The 15,921-nt window shown below is 58.9% G+C and carries 15 protein-coding genes; 9 read left to right on the top strand and 6 right to left on the bottom strand.

All coding sequences use genetic code 11. From position 1 onward, the window contains the following. Nucleotides 1-5: 5 nt before the first annotated feature. From ACXAH3_RS02445 to ACXAH3_RS02410, 8 genes are all read left to right on the top strand, one after another. Nucleotides 6-821 carry a chromate resistance protein ChrB domain-containing protein gene (locus tag ACXAH3_RS02445; protein WP_474860480.1) on the top strand — a complete coding sequence of 272 codons (816 nt, stop codon included), beginning with the start codon at nt 6-8 and terminating at the stop codon, nt 819-821. Continuing rightward, nucleotides 818-2,068: a chromate efflux transporter gene (gene chrA / locus ACXAH3_RS02440; protein ID WP_474860479.1), complete on the top strand. Its 1,251-nt coding sequence runs from the start codon at nt 818-820 to the stop codon at nt 2,066-2,068. Before ACXAH3_RS02445 ends, chrA begins: the two co-directional genes overlap by 4 nt. A gap of 68 nt (nt 2,069-2,136) precedes the next feature. Continuing rightward, a complete protein-coding gene (locus tag ACXAH3_RS02435; protein ID WP_474860478.1) occupies nt 2,137-2,664 on the top strand; it encodes an SspB family protein in 528 nt (175 codons plus the stop codon). 80 nt (nt 2,665-2,744) lie between these two features. Beyond that, entirely contained in the window at nt 2,745-3,302 is a 558-nt protein-coding gene (locus ACXAH3_RS02430; RefSeq protein WP_474860477.1) for a class I SAM-dependent methyltransferase, read from the top strand. Nucleotides 3,303-3,418: 116 nt separating this feature from the next. Continuing rightward, a complete protein-coding gene (fumC, locus tag ACXAH3_RS02425; RefSeq protein ID WP_474860476.1) occupies nt 3,419-4,813 on the top strand; it encodes a class II fumarate hydratase in 1,395 nt (464 codons plus the stop codon). After that, on the top strand, nt 4,813-5,196 hold the full coding sequence (locus ACXAH3_RS02420) for a VOC family protein (protein ID WP_474860475.1): 384 nt from the start codon (nt 4,813-4,815) through the stop codon (nt 5,194-5,196). Before fumC ends, ACXAH3_RS02420 begins: the two co-directional genes overlap by 1 nt. Next, complete coding sequence (locus ACXAH3_RS02415; RefSeq protein ID WP_474860474.1) at nt 5,136-5,378, top strand: DUF4169 family protein; 243 nt, start codon at nt 5,136-5,138, stop codon at nt 5,376-5,378. The genes ACXAH3_RS02420 and ACXAH3_RS02415 overlap by 61 nt, the downstream gene beginning before the upstream one ends. Continuing rightward, nucleotides 5,375-5,599, top strand: coding sequence for a ribbon-helix-helix domain-containing protein (locus ACXAH3_RS02410; protein WP_474860473.1), 225 nt, complete (start codon nt 5,375-5,377; stop codon nt 5,597-5,599). Before ACXAH3_RS02415 ends, ACXAH3_RS02410 begins: the two co-directional genes overlap by 4 nt. An 11-nt stretch (nt 5,600-5,610) precedes the next feature. On the opposite strand, the gene ACXAH3_RS02405 is transcribed toward ACXAH3_RS02410, so the two are convergent. The 4 genes from ACXAH3_RS02405 to ACXAH3_RS02390 all read right to left on the bottom strand — a co-directional run bounded on the left by ACXAH3_RS02405 (nt 5,611) and on the right by ACXAH3_RS02390 (nt 9,446). Further along, the gene (locus ACXAH3_RS02405; protein WP_474860472.1) at nt 5,611-5,805 is read right to left on the bottom strand and encodes a hypothetical protein; all 195 of its coding nucleotides are present in this window, start codon (nt 5,803-5,805) and stop codon (nt 5,611-5,613) included. A gap of 168 nt (nt 5,806-5,973) precedes the next feature. Then, nucleotides 5,974-7,368 carry a cytochrome P450 gene (locus ACXAH3_RS02400; RefSeq protein WP_474860471.1) on the bottom strand — a complete coding sequence of 465 codons (1,395 nt, stop codon included), beginning with the start codon at nt 7,366-7,368 and terminating at the stop codon, nt 5,974-5,976. Continuing rightward, complete coding sequence (locus ACXAH3_RS02395) at nt 7,365-8,609, bottom strand: hypothetical protein (protein ID WP_474860470.1); 1,245 nt, start codon at nt 8,607-8,609, stop codon at nt 7,365-7,367. Before ACXAH3_RS02395 ends, ACXAH3_RS02400 begins: the two co-directional genes overlap by 4 nt. A gap of 81 nt (nt 8,610-8,690) precedes the next feature. Further along, nucleotides 8,691-9,446, bottom strand: a complete 756-nt coding sequence (locus ACXAH3_RS02390; protein ID WP_474860469.1) for a cytochrome c biogenesis CcdA family protein — start codon at nt 9,444-9,446, stop codon at nt 8,691-8,693. Between the two features lie 116 nt (nt 9,447-9,562). Here ACXAH3_RS02390 and ACXAH3_RS02385 point away from each other — a divergent pair, with 116 nt between their 5' ends. After that, nucleotides 9,563-9,799, top strand: a complete 237-nt coding sequence (locus ACXAH3_RS02385) for a sulfurtransferase TusA family protein (RefSeq protein ID WP_474860468.1) — start codon at nt 9,563-9,565, stop codon at nt 9,797-9,799. Between the two features lie 61 nt (nt 9,800-9,860). On the opposite strand, the gene ACXAH3_RS02380 is transcribed toward ACXAH3_RS02385, so the two are convergent. Then, complete coding sequence (locus ACXAH3_RS02380) at nt 9,861-12,764, bottom strand: Rne/Rng family ribonuclease (RefSeq protein ID WP_474860467.1); 2,904 nt, start codon at nt 12,762-12,764, stop codon at nt 9,861-9,863. A 577-nt stretch (nt 12,765-13,341) separates the two neighbouring features. Beyond that, a complete protein-coding gene (locus tag ACXAH3_RS02375; protein ID WP_474860466.1) occupies nt 13,342-15,882 on the bottom strand; it encodes a penicillin-binding protein 1A in 2,541 nt (846 codons plus the stop codon). Between the last annotated feature and the right edge of the window lie 39 nt (nt 15,883-15,921).

Raw genomic sequence — 15,921 nt, 5'->3', positions numbered from 1 at the left:
CAGCCATGCCTGCATTTTCCGAAATCTCACCTGCACAGTTGATGCGCTTGATCGGCACGCCCTACGCGCCGGTACTAATTGATGTCTCGATCGACGAGGACTTTGACGCCGACCCGTTTCTGGTCCCCGGCGCGGTGCGCCATCCACACATTGGTATTCGTAACTTGCTGCCCTCATTGGATGACCGCCCTGTTGTCACCATCTGTCAGAAAGGCGGCAAGCAGAGCCACGGAGCGGCCGCGATGATGCGCGATGCCGGGCTGCGGGCCGAGGTTCTGGCCGGCGGCAATTATGCTTGGCGCGATGCCAAACTTCCGCGTGTCCCCGCCGCATCGATCCCCGCCAAACAGAACGGCGCGACACTTTGGGTAACTCGCCATCGGCCTAAAATCGACCGCATCGCTTGCCCATGGCTGATCCGTCGTTTTGTGGATCCAAATGCACGGTTCCTGTTCGTGCCGCCTGCGCAAGTTAAGGATGTGGCCGCGCGCTATGACGCCACCCCTTTTGATATCGAGGATACGTTTTGGTCCCATCGCGGGCCCAACTGTAGCTTTGACACGATGATCGAGGAGTTCGCGTTGGCGACCCCGGCCCTGTCGCGTCTGGCGAATGTTGTGCGTGCAGCCGACACCAATCGGCTTGCCGAGGTGCCCGAGGCCGCAGGGCTTCTGGCCCTATCGGTCGGTCTGTCGCGACAATACAAAAGCGACAATCAACAGTTGGACGCGGCGATGCCCTTCTATGACGCGCTCTATCGCTGGGCACGCGACGGGGCGGACGAAACCCATGACTGGCCCGACAACCGGGGGGCAAAATGACACCTCCCAGCTTGGCGGATCTGACCCGCATTTTCACCCGCATCGGCCTGATGTCCTTTGGCGGTCCAGCCGCGCAAATCGCGGTCATGCACAAGGAATTGGTCGAGGATCGCCCTTGGCTGACCGAGGATCAGTTCCTGCGCGCCTTGTCCTTCTGTATGCTTCTGCCCGGTCCCGAGGCGATGCAGTTGTGTACCTATGCGGGATGGCGACTTCGCGGCTCGCTCGGGGGGCTGATCGCGGGGCTGTTGTTCGTCCTGCCCGGAGCAGCGCTCATGTTCGCACTGGTTCTGGCCTATGCCAACTGGGGCAATGTCCCAGCGGTCGAGGCGCTGTTTCTGGGGATCAAAGCCACCGTGGTTGTTGTAGTCCTGCAAGCCTTGTGGCGCTTGGGCCGCAAGACATTGAAACGACCGCTACACTGGGCAATGGCGCTGATGGCTTTCGTCGCGCTTTATCTGTTCGGCTTGCCCTTCCCGCTGGTCATTGTCGCGGCAGCTCTGTTCGGCGCACTGCGCCCAGTCAGCCAAACCACAACCGCAACATCACAATTGCCACAAGCCAGAAACACCCTGTCCACCATCGCCACATGGGGCGTGCTTTGGGGGACCCCCATCGCGCTTGCTGCCCTTCTGGGCGCGGATTTCTTGGTGGATGTCGGGCTTTTCTTCTCAAAGCTCGCGGTGGTCAGCTTTGGCGGAGCCTATGCCGTACTGGCCTATATGGCACAAGCCGCGGTCGAGGCCGAAGGCTGGATCAGCGCGGGCCAGATGGTCGACGGGCTTGGATTGGCCGAGACCACCCCCGGCCCCCTTATCCTTGTCACCCAGTTCGTTGGCTTCATGGCGGGGTATAATCTGGCGGGCGTTGGGCTTGCTTTTGCGGCTGGCTTGATGACGCTTTGGACCACCTTCGTGCCGTGCTTTCTGTGGATCTTCACCGCGGCCCCTCATGTGGAATGGCTGACCAGCCAACCCCGGCTAGATGCCGCCCTGCGTGCCATCACTGCCGCGATCGTCGGCGTCATCACCAATCTGATGCTGTGGTTCGCCTTGACGGTCTTCTTCGACCAAACCCGCCCCATCTGGGACGGACTGCCCGGTGCACGCCCTGTCCTTTCGTCCGTTGACCTGATGGCCGTCGGACTTTGCGCAGTTTCAGCTCTGCTTTTGACCCGACTGTCCCTTCCGGTTACGCTGATCTGTATGGCACTGGCCGGGTTGGGCGGAAATCTTCTGTTCGCCTGATCACTTCCCATCTTCCCTTCCCCGCGCCCTGCCCCTATTCTGACCCAAAGCACAAGAGGTCCCGCCCCATGTCAGATACGCCCGACCAGATCGACTATGGAAACCTGATGCATGACGCCATGCGCAGTTTGATCCGCAAAGTTCTGAGCGACGTGGCACGTGATGGACTGCCGGGTGAGCACCATTTCTTCATCAATTTCGACACTCACCACGAAGATGTCGAAATTGCAGACTGGATGCATGATCGTTTTCCCGACGACATGACCATTGTATTGCAACATTGGTTCGAAAACTTGGACGTGCGGCCGGATGGCTTCTCGGTCACGCTGAACTTTGGTGACATCCCGGAAACGCTTTATGTGCCCTATGACGCGATTCGGACCTTTGTGGACCCGTCCGTCGAATTCGGCCTGCGGTTTGAGCTTCAGGAAGAACACCATCCCGACCTGCATTTGGCCGGAGACGAAGATCTAGCCGAAGAAGAACAGCCCGTGTCTGACCCCGAACACGACGATGCAGAAGCTGGTTTTGCCGAAGATGTAGAAGAAGAGCATCACGACGCCGAGATCGTAAACTTGGACAGTTTCCGCAAGTAAAACCAATTCCACAGGCTGCCGCCATGCGGCCGTTACATTCGCCGTACAGACTGCGCAAAACACCTTCTGTGGGAACTGTTATGGCTGAAAATATCTCTCTTTTTCTTGGGCAAATGCTGCGTCGCCCGACGCAGGTTGTTGCGCTTGCACCGTCGTCTGCCGCTGTCGCGCGTAAAATGACCGAAGGGTTGGAAAACACCACCGGACCTGTGGTGGAAATCGGACCCGGCACTGGCAGCTTCACCCGCGCCATTTTGAAACGCGGGGTCGCACCTGAACGCCTTACATTGCTGGAAACCAATCTCGAGTTTTGCAAAGCGCTGAAGCGGGAATTTCCCGGCGTCACTGTTATGAACAGACCCGCTCAGGACATTCGGGATCTGGGTCTGCGCGGCATTGATGCTGTTGTGTCCGGCGTGCCTGTTCTTGCCCGGCCCCAGATTCAGCGCGAAGTCGTGGGCCGTGCCTTCGACGTGATGTCGCCGCGCGGCTTCTTTACCCAGATCACCTATGCACCCAACTGCCCGATTTCGGAAGATATGCAGATCGAACTGGGCATCTTTGCGCGTCATCGCGGCATTGTCTGGAACAACCTGCCCCCTGCACGGGTGTATGAATTCCGCCGACAGACGCACTAGATCTGGTGAACAACGGGGATACCGCCAACGTTAGCGGTATCCCACGGTATACAGGATTGAACTTTGCGCCCGGTCCGCTATGAAGAACGCGGTATTTTTGACAAAGGCGCAAAGACATGACCCAGACCCGCACCGAATCCGACAGCTTTGGCCCGCTCGAGGTCCCCGCAGACAAATATTGGGGCGCTCAAACGCAGCGTTCGATCATGAACTTCCCCATCGGTTGGGAAAAGCAGCCCGTCGCCATCGTGCGCGCATTGGGTGTGATCAAGCAGGCCTGTGCCGAAGCCAACAAAGCCTCGGGCGCGATGAATGCAGATATCGCTGATGCGGTCATTCAGGCCGCCAGCGAAGTGGTGGCCGGCAAGTTTGACGACAACTTCCCGCTGGTTGTCTGGCAGACCGGGTCGGGCACCCAGTCGAACATGAACGCCAACGAGGTGATCGCCAACCGCGCGATTGAAATCATGGGCGGCGTAATTGGGTCCAAAGACCCGGTACACCCGAACGATCACTGCAACATGGGCCAGTCGTCGAACGACACTTTCCCGACCGCCATGCACATCGCCACCGCCATGTCGGTTCGTGACGTGCTGCTGCCCGGTCTAGAGAAACTTCTGAAAGGTCTTGAGGCCAAGGAAGAAGAATTCAAAGACATCATCAAGATTGGCCGTACCCACACACAGGACGCGACCCCTTTGACATTGGGTCAGGAGTTCTCGGGCTATGCCCACATGATCCGCCAAGGCATCGCGCGCGTAAAAGCCGCCTTGCCCGGCATCTATGAGCTGGCCCAAGGCGGCACCGCCGTTGGCACCGGTTTGAACACCAAGATGGGCTGGGGCGAAGAAGTCGCTGCCAATATGGCGCGCATCACCGACCTGCCCTTCGTCACCGCACCCAACAAGTTCGAAGCCCTGTCGGCCCACGATGCCATGGTCTTCATGTCGGGCGCTTTGGCGACGGTTGCTGGCAGCTGCTATAAAATCGCCAACGACATCCGCTTCTTGGGCTCTGGCCCGCGCTCGGGTCTTGGCGAACTGATCCTGCCGGAAAACGAGCCCGGCTCGTCCATCATGCCCGGTAAAGTGAACCCGACACAGGCCGAGGCTCTGACACAGGTCGCCGCCCACGTCATGGGCAACAACGCCGCGATGACCTTCGCAGGCTCGCAAGGCCACTTCGAACTCAACGTCTATAACCCGATGATGAGCTATAACCTGCTGCAATCGATCCAGCTTCTGGGCGACGCGACCGATAGCTTCACCGAGCGTATGCTGAACGGCATCAAAGCCAACGAGCCGCGCATCGACAAGCTGATGAAAGAAAGCCTGATGCTGGTGACGGCGCTGGCCCCAACCATCGGGTACGACAACGCGACCACCGTAGCCAAGACCGCGCATAAGAACGGCACCACCCTGAAGGAAGAGGCCATCGCCCTTGGTTTCGTGGACGAAAAAACCTTTGACGAGGTCGTCCGCCCCGAGCAGATGATCGGTCCGAAAGCCTGATGCGCGTCAATCCACAAATCATGTTCGAGGGCCAGGCAGCCGATGCGCTGGCCCTCTGGACACAAGCGTTTCCCAAGCTGCAAATCACATCGCGCACGGACTATGAGGATGGCAAGATCCTTCGCGCGACGGTCACCCTCGGGGCATCAACCCTGCATGTGATCGACAGCCCCATCGGCCACGACTTTGGCCCAACCCCATCCGTTTCGCTGTTTGTTGAACATGACAGCGCTGACGATCTTCGTCACGCGTGGAAAGTTCTGTCCGCCGATGGCCAGATCCTAATGCCCTTGGAAACCTATGACTTCTCGCCCCTCTTTGGATGGTTGAACGACCGATATGGGATTTCGTGGCAACTAAGCTTGGGTGGAGATCCCAAGTGACGGACAAGGTCGTTTCTCTCTCAAAGAAACGAAAAGAGCGGTCGCGGACTGCTAAAAAGCAGCGCGCTACCGAGAATGCTGTGAAATTCGGCCGGACCAAGGCCCAAAAAGACGCGGACAAGGCGGAAACCGCGCGGATTGCGCGGCTGTTTGACGCTCATAAGCAGGATCGCGACACATGAGCCGACCAGAAAAGCACTCGCTTACCCTGCACGGCCACCGGACCTCGGTGTCGTTGGAACCTGAATTCTGGAAAGCCTTTCAGGAAATCGCGAAAGCCCGCGGACTGCCATTGAACGCCTTGGCCGCCGAGATCGACAACGACCGTGGGGTGGATCGTGGATTGGCGTCGGCCATCCGGGTCTATGTATTGAGGTACACGCAGGATCTTGCAGGCGGTTAACCCGCGGCGTTTCAGCTTATAAGCGCGGCACGGATCCGATCGGTACGGGTCCGTTCACGCAGTTCCTCTGGGGTCAGCCCCTTTTGGTCAGGATCGCAACGCAGAACGTCTTCGAAGATCCCTTCGATCTCTTCGCGTGACAAGGTATTATCTTTGTCTTCCGTCTCGTCACGGACGGTCAAGATACGCCAAGCGGGAAAAACCATTCGATACATACCCCGCTTGTGCGATGTCATTTTGGCAGCTGTCGGCATCGTTACATTCCCCAATGTGATGGCCTTGATGGGGGTGATATTGGCGCAGTTGACGTTTGGGTAAACGGGGAAAACACCCGCATCAGTTGTCAGATCTGCGACCGGCCAAATATCTTATTGTTATGCTTGCGCATTTCCCGGCGCTTTACGTGGCGTAATCGACAACCAAATTCCATCCTCTCCGCGAACCGTCAGGTGGGCGACGGGCATGGCGGGGCGGTTTTTTACCAGCTCAAACCGATAGGACCGCACCAGCATGGACAGGATCAGCGGCCCTTCAATCATCGCAAATCCCGCTCCCGGACAGACCCTTTGCCCCGCTGAGAACGGCATATAGGCGTTGCGGAGGCATTCCTTGCCATTGGGGGTCTGGAACCGATCCGGATCGAAACTGTCAGGCCGATCCCATAGCCGTTCATGCCGGTGCAGATGCCAAGGGCTAAGGACAATCTGGCTGCCTTTAGGAACATCGCGCTTGCGGAAACGCTCGGGGCATGTCGCCTCGCGGACCATCATGGGAACCGGAGGGTAGAGGCGCATCGTCTCGCGAAACACGTCGCGCGACAGTTGCAGCTTGGACATGACCGAGAAGAAGATCTTCTCGGGGTCGATCTGGCCCCACGCCTCGTCCGCCACGCGGTCTTGCCAATCGGGATAGAGCGCCAGCAGATAAAGCGCCCATGCTAGGGCCGAGGCGCTGGTTTCATGGCCGGCCAGAAAGAAGATGGCGACCTGATCGACCATCTCGTCCGTGTCGAAACAGACGCCGGTTTCGGGGTCAGGCGTCGTCATGATCTTGGTCGCCAGATCATCGGGCGCGGTGCCCGCCTGAATGGCTTTCATCCGGTCCTGCGTCAGCTGTTGGATCAATCCACGAATGACCTTGGCCGTTCGTTTGGTATCGCGCTTGTGAAAGCGGGGGAACCATTTTGGCAAGGGCAGGAACGCCCCAAGGTTCAACACAGGCTGGGTGCGTTGGTGGTTTTTGAACTCGTCGAACACACGGCCCGCGACCTTGTGTTCGATGGGAATGGAAAACAGCGTGCGGAAAATTACATCGGCGGCGGCATGGCTGGTGTGGCTTTCGACCTCGACCGGCTGGCCAGTGGCGTGGGGTTCGAACCGCGCGACGGCGGCGTTGGCAGCATCCCACATGGCCGGGAAAACCTTGCGCAGGCGACCACCTTCAAAGGCTGGGTCGATGATACGGCGTTGGCGTTTCCAGACCTCGCCATTCGTCACAAAGACCGAGTTACCCAAAAGCGGTGCCAACCCCTCGCGGATGCGGTCAGATTTCGGAAAATCGTCCGGGCGCTCCTTCAGTACCAGATCCACCAGCTCGGGGTCATTGCACATATAACTGCGGAAAAACGGGGTCCGAAACTCGGCCATCCACGCGTGGTACAGTCGCGCAGGCTGCGCCGACAGGATGTCTTTGCGAAAGAGCTTCGCATAGCGCCACAGAGACACCCGACCGGGGCGTGAAGGCGGTTTTGGGGGTAACGGATCCGTCATGGCACCATTGATGTGTATTTCGACGCCGGAACGTCAATACGGCTTTTCGACGGGGCACGATCCCGATAGCGATCCCGCAGGGATTTCGGCCCCGCCGTGATCTGGAAATAGTCATAATCCCGAGGGCGATCAAAGGCGCAGAGATACTGGAAATGCAGCCGAAAAAAGCGCCAGCGCAGTTCTGCCCAACGCTCGGGCGTCAGGGTCTGCGTGAAGGCGGCAGAAAACACCAAGGGCCAGCGCTTGCCCCGATCCGGCGCAACGCCCGACACGGACACCGGGTCACACAAAGCAAAGGCACAGCCATCACCGGGCGCGGTGACGTCAACCCAGGCGATTTGATCCTGCTGGCATAGCAGGTGCAGGTCACGCCGTAGACGCCCTGCTTTGGGCAGGAAGCTGACCATGGGCACCACCTGCCCAAGGGTCAGAAAATTCAGCTGCGGCCCGCCTTCTGGCACCCTTCCCTGCGCCAGAAGGTCAGAAAGGATCGATACGCCCAGATGCGCGCCCGAGCTGTGCCCGACCACCAACACCTCGTCGACATCGGTGGCCAGCGCCTCGGCGATCTGGTCGGCAAATTCCGCCATCCGCGCCTCAAGCTCGGGCGGGTTGGCACCCTTGGTGGACGCGGAATAGCTGTAGTCATGCATCAGGTAGTAAATGAAAAGCTTGTTGTCGATTTTGCGAAACCAGATCAGTAGCGCGGTGATAATTGCCAGCGTCACCGCCCAGCCCAGCACCCGTCCAAGAAGCGGTGACAACCCGCCCACGGCCCATTCGGTCAATCCGCCAAGAATCCCACCGACAACCATCGCCAAGACAAGTTGCAGGATCAACGCGACCACCGGATACAGCGCCGCAATCACCGGCCCTTTGCGCAGCCACATCAGCCGCCTGAGCGTCCCGCTGCTGATATAGGTCCACGCAGTGCGTGCCATCATCAAATAGGTCTGCGCGATGTTCAGATTCATGCTGTCGCGCACGATGTCGGACCAGACCAGCACGTCGAACTCGGCTTCGACCTCGTGACCATCGATCCGGCCCAGTACTTGCCAGCCATAAGTCGCAGCACCTTGCCGCCCGATCAGGTCCAACTCATAGCTCGAGATCTCGGCCTGCGCGGCCCCTTCTTTGCGGTAAAGCTCGCGGTACCTTCGCGGGTGAATCGGGTCGTAACCGGGGATGTAAAACACCCGGCGACGGCGCACGATTTTTGATGTGTCGGCGTGGTTGCTCATCTGCCCGGCCTGTACTTTTTGGCAGGTTAAACCGGAATGGTTAAGGACATAACCCCCGGGATGCAGAAATCACGCGCTAGATTAGCCCAGCGTGGCCATAGCCGGGAACATCTCGAGCAGCCAGTAAGAGAAGCGCGAGAAGCCGCCCGTCAGCATCAACAGACCGATCGTCCACAGAAGCAGCCCCATGATCCGTTCGATCCGTTCCATATTGCGTTTCATGAAACTCATCAGGCCGCCAAGACGCGCAAAGAAAGCGGCAAACAACAGGAAGGGAATGCCAAGGCCAATCGCGTAGACCCCCAACAGCACCGTGCCACGCGCAACCGATCCCTCGCTGGCGGCAAGCGCTAGAATTGCGCCCAGCTGCGGGCCAATGCAAGGCGTCCAACCGAACGCAAAGGCCAATCCCAGCAGGTAAGCCCCGAAGGCGCTGCCACCTTGGTCGCCCGCGTCCAGACGTGCCTCGCGGTTCAAAAAGGGGATCGAGATCACACCGAGGAAATGCGCGCCGAAGATCATGACAACCACGCCCGCGATGCCCGCGAAAAGCGTCTGGTTGGCCAGGAACATTGCCCCGAAGGTAGAGGCCGCAAAGCCGAGGAACAGAAACACCGTCGACAGCCCCAGCACGAAGAAGAGCGCTGCCAGCAGAACCTTCCCCCGGCCCGACGAACTGCCTTCGTTTATTTCCGTCATGCTGACGCCGGACATATAGGCCAGATAGGGCGGCACGATGGGCAGCACGCAGGGGCTGAGAAAGCTCAGGATGCCCGCGAAAAACGCGATGGTCAGGGCAGGCACAAGGCTTGCATCGATCAGTTCAATTCCAAACATATGCCTCACATAACGTGGGTTTTGGGCGGCGTCACCTGCCGCTTTGTCACATCTGCGCGACAAAGCGCAACCTCGTAACGGATGGACAGGGAAATCCACAGCGTTTATGGAAAATTATGACCTATGATGACGATCTGGATGCAATCGGGCTGCTCTGCCCCCTGCCCGTTCTAAAAGCCCGCAAGCGATTGAAATCTCTTGAAAAGGGACAGATCCTGCGATTGCAAGCCACCGACCCCGCTGCCGTGATCGACGTGCCACATTTTTGCGCTGAACAAGGGCACGAGCTTATCAGGCAGGATGAGACATCAGGCCCGGATGGCGTAACCTATTACTTCATCAAACACGGATAAACGTGAAGCTGAACGAAAAAAACCGGGCGATCTGCCCGGCTTTTTCTTTCTGTGCATGCGATCAGCGGTTCAGCGACCACCACCCCTTGCGCTTTGGCTTCGGCGGCTCGTCCGAGGCAACCTCGGCCACCGGAGCAGGCTCTGGCGCAGATTCCGGTGCCACAGCAGGTGCTTCTGCGACCGTAGCTTCGACCGGAGCCGGTGCGGGTTCTGCTGCGGGTGCTTCCGCGACCGGTTCTGCCTTTTTACGCGTCGTGCGTTTGCGGGCCGGTTTCTTAGGCTTTTCTTCCTCGGCAGGCGCGTCTTCCGCCTTGGCTTCAGCTTCGGCCGGAGCTTCCTCGGCCTTCGGCTTCTTGGCGCGGCTTGCGCGCTTGCGCTTCGGCTTTTCTTCGGTCGCCTCTGTTTTAGGGTCCTCGGCGGCTTCCGCCTTGGCCTCGTCAGAGGTTTCAGCCTCAGCGGCTTTCGCCTCTTCCTCGGCCTTTGCTTTGGTTGTCCGACGCTTGCGCGTGGGCTTCTTGGGCTTTTCGTCCTCGGCAGGTGCTTCTGCGTCAGCAGATTCAACCGCTACCGCATCCGAGCCATCGACATCAGCCGCAACCTCATCGGTCTTCTTCTTACGCGACCGGGTGGCGCGCTTGCGCTTGGGCTTTTCTTCGGTGGCATCGTCCGCGACTTCTTTGGGTGCATCTTCAGCGCCCTTAGCAGCCTCGGCTTCGCCATCGCCTTCAGATGCGGCCTGTTCGGCCTCGCCGTTCTCGGACTGACCGCTTTCCTGCTGATCATCCCCACCGCGACCGCGACGACGACGGCGACGACGACGGCGCTTCTTGGGCTTGTCCTCGCCTTCGGCTTCGGGTGTTTCTTCCGAAATCACCTCGGCCTCTTCGACGTCATCAATATCGGCCATGATAGAAGCATCCACCGACACAACAGGCGCTGCATCAGGCACCACGCGCGTGGCGGTTTTGAACTTCTCGATCGTGTAATCCGGCGAGATCAGGAACGGATCGGCTTCGATCCGAACCGACATGCCGTAACGCGCTTCGATCTGCGCGATATGCTCGCGCTTGTTGTTCATCAAGAAGTTCACGATGCCGACAGGCGCCTTCACCAGAACCTCGCGCGAACGGCGACGCACGCCCTCTTCTTCCAGCTGACGCAGGATGTTCAAAGCAAGGTTGTCGTCCGAGCGTATCAGGCCGGTGCCGTGGCAGTGGTTACACGGCTGGGTCGTCGCCTCGATCATGCCGGGGCGCAGACGCTGGCGGCTCATCTCCATCAGACCAAAGCCCGAGATGCGGCCCACCTGAATGCGCGCCCGGTCGGTCTTCAGCTTGTCCTTCATCCGCTTTTCAACGGCGTTGTTGTTGCGACGCTCATCCATATCGATGAAGTCGATCACAATCAGACCAGCCAAGTCGCGCAGACGCAACTGGCGGGCGACTTCCTCGGCAGCCTCAAGGTTGGTCTTCAGAGCCGTTTCCTCGATCGAGCCTTCCTTGGTGGCCCGGCCCGAGTTCACGTCGATGGCAACCAAGGCCTCGGTCACGCCGATCACGATATAGCCACCGGATTTCAGCTGAACGGTCGGGTTAAACATGCCCGACAGATAGCTTTCCACCTGATAGCGCGCAAAAAGCGGCATGGGATCCTGGTAGTGCTTCACGTTCTTGGCGTGGGACGGCATGATCATTTTCATGAAGTCCTTGGCCACGCGATAGCCGGCCTCGCCTTCCACAAACACTTCGTCGATCTCGCGGCTATACAGATCGCGGATCGTGCGTTTGATCAGGTTGCCTTCTTCATAGATCTTGGCGGGTGCGATGCTTTCCAGCGTCAGCTCGCGGATCTGTTCCCACAGGCGCTGCAGGTATTCATAATCGCGCTTGATCTCGGTCTTGGTGCGTTTGGCGCCCGCGGTCCGAACGATCAGACCGGCGCCCTTCGGCACATCGATCTCGGCGGCGATTTCCTTCAGCTTCTTGCGGTCCGAGGCGTTTGTGATCTTGCGGCTGATCCCGCCACCGCGCGCGGTGTTCGGCATCAGAACGCAATAGCGACCTGCCAGCGACAGATAAGTCGTCAAGGCAGCACCTTTATTGCCGCGTTCTTCTTTGACGACCTGGACCAGAAGGATCTGGCGGACCTTGATCACTTCCTGAATCTTGTAGCGCTTCGGACGCGGCTTGCGGCGCGGGCGGATTTCTTCGGTCGAGTCGTCATCGGCGACGCGCTCGATCTGGTCATCCTTTTCGGATGCCTCCAGCGGTTCGTCTTCGTCGTCGCTGTCATCATCGTCGCTGCTGGTGCCTTCCGCATCGTCCGATGCATCCTTGGCCGAAGCTTCCTTGGCCTTCTCGGCGTCGTCCTTGGCCTCTGCAGCGTCCTTTGCGGCGTCCTCTGCTGGGGCTTCCGCAGCCTCAGGCGCGTCGGCAGTGGCCTCGTCTGTCGGTTCCTCAACCGGGGTCTCGGCGACCAGATCCATCGGCGAATGGCCTTCATCGGCATCCGATCCGCCATCGTCCAGATCAATCACATCCATCCCGCTTGCGGGCTGTTCGATCTCTTTGGTTGCGACCGCATCATCGGACTTGGTCTCTTCCGCTTTGGAACGCGAGCGCGAACGGCGACGGCGACGGGTTTTGGGCTTGTCTTCTTCAGCGGCCAGCGCTTCAGCATAGGCACGCTCTTCTTCCAAAAGCGCTTCGCGGTCTGCAACCGGGATCTGATAGTAATCCGGGTGGATTTCCGAAAACGCCAGGAACCCGTGGCGGTTTCCGCCATAGTCGACAAACGCCGCCTGAAGCGACGGTTCAACCCGTGTTACTTTTGCCAGATAAATGTTGCCAGCAAGCTGGCGTTTGTTCTCGGATTCAAAGTCAAATTCTTCGACTTTGTTTCCGTCGACCACCACAACCCGAGTTTCCTCGGCGTGGGTGGCGTCGATAAGCATCTTCTTTGCCATGTTGTCTTTCTGCACCCGGATCGCCGCGCCGACCCGGTGGACCGGCGACAGGAAAGGGGTGACTTGTCAGGGCGAGCAGATGCGGGGGATGGGACAACAATTGAAGGGGCATACGCCCCCCTGCCTGTCCTTGCTCGATCTTCGCACGCATCATCGCGTTTCTTCTCCGGCCTCGCCTATCCTGTCCGGTTACCCCGGCGGTTCGCGCGAAACCCATTCACTTACCCACTTTGCAATGCAAAATCGGGCGTATTTTCAGACACCGGGGCAAGTATTGTTAACCTGCTGCCGAGTCATCAATTTCCGGCTTCAGCGGCCAGTCCGTCATGCGGACGCGTCCCGAAGCGCTTTTAGCCTGTCATGATGTGGTCTGCGGCATTGTCGGGCCGGCATCCGTCGCCATGACAGCGAAACTCTGGTCCGGGGTAGTCTTTCACAAAACGCACCTCCGTCCTCTGAACATAAGTGTTGAGGTCGGGGAAAGACAATGGGCAAAATGCGTTTCTTTGCAGAAGATTTCGCCTTAGCCCAGTTTGCCTTTGCAAAACTCACTCTATTTAAGGTTGCTGCACCTGGATCAGTAGAGTCCGCCAGAGGATAGCGACCCAAAGTCCGCCTTGCCCGGCACCACAACCGTTTTCCCGGTCGAAGTCTTGACCTTCGCCGCATTTGCATCCGATCCGCCGCGGTCAAACAAAGGCAAGTTAGCCCCCATAGCAAAGCCACCATCGAACATCACACCGAAAAGCGGCTCTTCTCCATCGCGGAAATACTCGGCCACCACGTGATCGCCGCTCGCGTTGTTCGGAAGACGCGCACCCGAGAAACGGTCGATCTTGATGAAATGGCCACCCGGAGGCACGGCGAAATCACCGCCACCCAGTTCTTTGATGGCTTCCTTCATGAAGCGATTGAAGACAGGGCCACACATCCCGCCACCAGACGCGCCGGGCATGGTGCGCGGGCGGTCATAGCCGATGTAACACCCTGCCACGATGTTCGAGGTAAAGCCCACAAACCATGCATCGCGTCCATCGTTGGTCGTCCCGGTCTTTCCTGCGGTCGGCACCGGCAGGTTCACAGTACGGCTTGCAGTTCCGCGCTGTACAACGCCGCGCATCATTGATGTCAGCTGATAGGCGGTGATGGCGTCCATTACGCGTTCACGGTTGCTGTCAATCGTCGGTTCTTCCCCTGCCGCCAGCACCGGATTGGTGCAGTCCACACAGTCGCGGCGGTCATGGCGATACACAGTACGACCCCAGCGGTCCTGTACGCGGTCCACCAAAGTGGGTTCCACCCGTTCACCGCCATTGGCAAACATGGCGTAAGCCGCAACCATCTTGAACAGCGTCGTTTCCTCGGACCCAAGCGAGTTCGCAAGGAACGGGTTCATCCGGTCATAGACGCCGAAACGCTCGGCGTAACCAGCGACAGTATCCATCCCGATTTCCTGTGCCAGACGAACTGTCATCAGGTTACGAGACTGCTCGATCCCGGTGCGCAAAGGCGTTGGGCCGTAAAACTGGTTCGAGGCGTTCTTGGGCCGCCAAATCTTGCCGCCACTTTCAACCTCGATCGGCGCGTCAATTACGATCGTCGCGGGCGAAAAGCCACTGTCCAAAGCCGCCGCATAGACGAAGGGCTTAAAGCTTGACCCCGGTTGGCGTTGCGCCTGAGTCGCGCGGTTATAAACCGAATGCTGATAGCTGAACCCGCCCTGCATCGCGATCACACGGCCCGTGTTGACGTCCATCGCCATAAAGCCGCCCTGCACTTCCGGGATCTGGCGCAGGGTCCAGCGGATAAAGCTGCCATCGTCGTCTTTCACCATACGGCGCACATGCACGACCTCGCCCACCTTCAGCAGGTCACCCGCCACGCGGGCCTTGCGACCAAGGCTGCCATCCTTGTTCAAGCGGCGCGCCCATGTGACATCCTTGGCGGGGATCCAATGGCCGTCTTCGTCTTCTTCAACGCCTTCGATGCCGATGCGCGCGTCATTGCCACCGACCTCAAGCACCACAGCAGGATACCAGCCTTCCACGTCACGCGGGAATTTGGTGTCCGTCAGCGCCTGACGCCAGCTTGCCTCGTCTGAAAGCGCGGCTTCGGGCAACGTTACACCGGTCGGGCGCCAAACACCGCGGCTACGGTCGAATTTCTCAAGCCCAGCACGCAGGCTTGCGGCCGCGACACGTTGCAGTTTCGGGTTCTCGGTGGCGCGGACGGTCAACCCGCCAGTAAAGAACTCTTCTTCACCGAAATCCCGGCTCAGCTGGCGGCGGATTTCATCGGTAAAATAGTCACGTTCAGGAAGCGCTGTGCGGAAGCTTTCAAAATCACCATTCTGGACCGACCGCAGCGGCAGATCCCTTTCCGCCTCATAAACCGCCTGCTCCAAATAGCCATTCTGGTACATTTCGCGAAGAACATAATTGCGGCGGCTCGTCACACGTTCCTTCGCACGCACCGGATGATATTTACTGGGAGCTTGCGGCATTGCGGCCAAGGTTGCAGCTTCGTGGGGGGCCAGCTCGTCCAGCGTTTTGTTGAAATAGGTCTGGGCGGCGGCGGTCACACCATACGAGTTCTGGCCCAAGAAGATTTCGTTCAGATACAGCGCCAGAATTTCATCCTTGGACAGGGTGTTCTCAAGACGCACCGACAAGATCAACTCTTTGATTTTACGTTCGGCTGAGCGTTCCGAGGACAGCAGGAAGTTCTTCACCACCTGCTGCGGAATGGTCGACGCCCCACGAAGGGCCCCACCACGCGCTGCTTCAATCGCAGCCGCCGCAATCCCGCGCGGGTCAAACCCTGCGTGATTATAGAAGTTTTTATCCTCGGCCGAGATGAAAGCGTGCTTCACCAGATCGGGAATTTCATCCGCAGGCGTGTACAGGCGACGCTCGCGCGCGAACTCGTCCATCAGCTGACCTTCGCCAGAATAGACCCGACTAATCGTTGCTGGCGTATAATTCGCCAATTGCTCGTGGCTGGGCAAGTCCCTGGAATACATCCAGAAAACGCCCCCCACGACCAAGGCGGCCATGAAGATCGCAAGGGTGATGCCGGTAAAGACGGCACCGAAAATACCAAGGACGAATCTAATCACGCCGCACGCTCCTAAGGATAGTTGCCCTTCCTATAAAGG

The sequence above is a fragment of the Aliiroseovarius sp. ABM4_368 genome, from assembly GCF_056161205.1.
This window is presented reverse-complemented; position numbering and strand designations above follow the sequence as displayed.

What these genes read in the sequence shown, in the direction of transcription:
- ACXAH3_RS02410 (WP_474860473.1), top strand. Translation starts at nt 5,375, where the DNA reads ATGAGCCGACCAGAAAAGCACTCGCTTACCCTGCACGGCCACCGGACC.
- chrA (WP_474860479.1), top strand. Translation starts at nt 818, where the DNA reads ATGACACCTCCCAGCTTGGCGGATCTGACCCGCATTTTCACCCGCATC.
- ACXAH3_RS02390 (WP_474860469.1), bottom strand. Translation starts at nt 9,446, where the DNA reads ATGTTTGGAATTGAACTGATCGATGCAAGCCTTGTGCCTGCCCTGACC.
- ACXAH3_RS02385 (WP_474860468.1), top strand. Translation starts at nt 9,563, where the DNA reads ATGACCTATGATGACGATCTGGATGCAATCGGGCTGCTCTGCCCCCTG.
- ACXAH3_RS02445 (WP_474860480.1), top strand. Translation starts at nt 6, where the DNA reads ATGCCTGCATTTTCCGAAATCTCACCTGCACAGTTGATGCGCTTGATC.
- ACXAH3_RS02405 (WP_474860472.1), bottom strand. Translation starts at nt 5,805, where the DNA reads ATGGTTTTTCCCGCTTGGCGTATCTTGACCGTCCGTGACGAGACGGAA.
- ACXAH3_RS02380 (WP_474860467.1), bottom strand. Translation starts at nt 12,764, where the DNA reads ATGGCAAAGAAGATGCTTATCGACGCCACCCACGCCGAGGAAACTCGG.
- fumC (WP_474860476.1), top strand. Translation starts at nt 3,419, where the DNA reads ATGACCCAGACCCGCACCGAATCCGACAGCTTTGGCCCGCTCGAGGTC.
- ACXAH3_RS02415 (WP_474860474.1), top strand. Translation starts at nt 5,136, where the DNA reads ATGGTTGAACGACCGATATGGGATTTCGTGGCAACTAAGCTTGGGTGG.
- ACXAH3_RS02400 (WP_474860471.1), bottom strand. Translation starts at nt 7,368, where the DNA reads ATGACGGATCCGTTACCCCCAAAACCGCCTTCACGCCCCGGTCGGGTG.
- ACXAH3_RS02430 (WP_474860477.1), top strand. Translation starts at nt 2,745, where the DNA reads ATGGCTGAAAATATCTCTCTTTTTCTTGGGCAAATGCTGCGTCGCCCG.
- ACXAH3_RS02395 (WP_474860470.1), bottom strand. Translation starts at nt 8,609, where the DNA reads ATGAGCAACCACGCCGACACATCAAAAATCGTGCGCCGTCGCCGGGTG.
- ACXAH3_RS02435 (WP_474860478.1), top strand. Translation starts at nt 2,137, where the DNA reads ATGTCAGATACGCCCGACCAGATCGACTATGGAAACCTGATGCATGAC.
- ACXAH3_RS02420 (WP_474860475.1), top strand. Translation starts at nt 4,813, where the DNA reads ATGCGCGTCAATCCACAAATCATGTTCGAGGGCCAGGCAGCCGATGCG.